This window comes from Paraburkholderia sp. BR13439, assembly GCF_040948805.1.
Classification (GTDB): Bacteria; Pseudomonadota; Gammaproteobacteria; order Burkholderiales; family Burkholderiaceae; genus Paraburkholderia; species Paraburkholderia youngii.
The window spans coordinates 1-255 of sequence record NZ_JBFPKN010000203.1 but is presented as its reverse complement, the minus strand read 5'-3'; the positions used below and the strand labels follow the sequence as shown (position 1 = coordinate 255).

Here is a 255-nt window from a genome sequence, read left to right as displayed (position 1 = left end):
TACAGGCCTTGCAGGATTGCGCGGGCTTGGGGGATCGAAGCGTCTGGCACGCCGATCTTCTTCGCGAGGTCGTCGGCTTCCGAGTCCTTCAGGCCGGTCGACGGATCGACTGCAACCTTGTGGATCAACTCAGGCGTCTTTTCCGCGACTTCTTCGACGTCCATGCCGCCTTCGCTCGACGCCATCACGACGATCTTCTGCGAAACGCGATCGATCACGAGACCGACATACAGTTCCTTCTTGATGTCAGCGCCT

At 59.2% G+C, this 255-nt stretch carries 1 protein-coding gene; it reads right to left on the bottom strand.

Annotation, left to right across the window (positions count from 1 at the left end; genetic code table 11):
* Nucleotides 1-255: ATP-grasp domain-containing protein (locus tag AB3X96_RS42875; protein ID WP_368594456.1), on the bottom strand; the 255-nt coding region annotated here is incomplete at both ends.